Raw genomic sequence first — 1,560 nt, forward strand, 5'->3', positions numbered from 1 at the left:
GGGGCCCCGGCGGCGCGGTGCGGGTCCTCGCGCTCGTCTCCGTCGTCGTCGCGCTCGTGACGCTCGGCCCGGTCGACGCGGCGCTGCTCGTGCTCGTCGTCGGCGGGGTGGCACTCCCCCCGCTCGGCGGGGTGCCGGCGTGGCTCGACGCGGCGTACGGCGTGGGGCTGCTCGCGTCGGCGTGGGCGGGCGTGCTCGGGCTGTACGAGGCGGTGGCGTGGCTCGACGTCGTCATGCACCTCGTCGTCACCGGGTTGGTCGCGGCCGTGGCGCACCTCCTGCTCGCGGTGCGCACGGGCGCCGTCGTGGACCCGCGGACAGCACGTGCTGGGGGTCGCGGCGGGGCGTCCGTGCTGGTCACCGCGGCTCTCGGGACCACCCTGAGCGTCGCGTGGGAGATCGGCGAGTACCTCGGCCACACGTACCTCGACCCGACGATCTACGTCGCGTACGGCGACACGATCGGCGACATGGTCATGGGCGCCCTGGGGTCGACCGTCGCCGGCGCGGCGCTCGTGCGGGTCGGCGGCAGGGCTCCGGCCCGTCCCGCTCAGCCGACGGGTGCGGCCGGCTCGACGTAGGTCGTCATCACGCAGTTGCCCTGACCCTTGGGCCGGTCGTACGCGAAGCCGAGCTGCTCGTACATCGTGCGCGTCGCGTTGTAGAGGAACGACGCCGACGTCTTCTTCCCGGGCGGCAGGTCGTGCGGGTACGACTCGACGAGCCCGCCCCCCGCGTCGGCGATCAGCGCGAGCGCCCCGCGCACCGCGACCGACGCCATGCCGCTGCGCCGGTGGTCGCGGTCCACGAACAGGCACGTGATCCGGAAGTCCGGTCGGCGCACGGCCTCGCGCTCCCACTGCTTGCGGTGGTGGATGTTCGCGACCTCGTCGACGGGCCCGTACTGCGCCCACGCGACCGCCGCCTCATCGTCGGCGTCGAGGACCAGCGCCGCGTGCGCGCGACCGGCCAGGACGAGCTGCCGCTTGAACTCGCGGTGCCCGACCGCGCGGCGCTCCTCCGTCGGGTCGGGGTACAGGTGGAAGTACGTGCACCAGCACCCGCCCCACACGCCGTTGTGCTTCTCCGCGAGTCCGGCGAACAGGTCCCACGTGTCGGGCCCGAGCGGCACGACGCGGTGCCCGTCGACGTCGATCGCTGCGGCGCTCACCCTCGCGACGGTAGGAGCGCGGCCTCCGGGCGGCAAGACCCGGCTAGCCGAGCGGCCAGGTCTGCAACCGGCCGCACATGCCGTACCGGCGGGGCGCCGGGTCGGGACGCGCCTCGCGCACGCGCGCCGACGCGAGGTGCCCGGACGCACCGCGCACCAGCCCCTCGAGCGCACGGGCGGTGCCGTCGGTCTCGTGCAGCACGGTCCGCGTCCAGCGGTCCTGCCAGTGCGGGACGTACGGGCGGACCAGGCGGGCGGCGGCCTCGTGGAGCGGTCGCAGCGCCTGCGCGGGACCGAGGCGGCGGACGTCGTCGAGCAGCGCGGCGTAGCCCTCGAGCGCCAGGTCGCGGCGACGGCGGGGGCGCGCGTGCTCGGCATCCTGCAGAACG

2 protein-coding genes and 1 pseudogene are annotated in these 1,560 nt (G+C 75.5%); 1 reads left to right on the plus strand and 2 read right to left on the minus strand.

Annotated elements, in window-relative coordinates; all coding sequences use genetic code 11:
* Positions 1 to 581 (plus strand): DUF2238 domain-containing protein (locus HGA02_RS18840; protein WP_168680865.1); only part of this gene is annotated, 581 nt, incomplete at its 5' end.
* Here the strand turns inward: HGA02_RS18840 and HGA02_RS18845 are convergent.
* Positions 551 to 1,171, minus strand: a complete 621-nt coding sequence (locus tag HGA02_RS18845) for a GNAT family N-acetyltransferase (RefSeq protein WP_168680867.1) — start codon at positions 1,169 to 1,171, stop codon at positions 551 to 553. The genes HGA02_RS18840 and HGA02_RS18845 overlap by 31 nt on opposite strands.
* A 43-nt stretch (positions 1,172 to 1,214) precedes the next feature.
* Positions 1,215 to 1,560, minus strand: a pseudogene (locus HGA02_RS18850) (cupin); the annotation flags it as partial.

The organism is Cellulomonas septica (assembly GCF_012396155.1).
Classification (GTDB): Bacteria; Actinomycetota; Actinomycetes; order Actinomycetales; family Cellulomonadaceae; genus Cellulomonas; species Cellulomonas septica.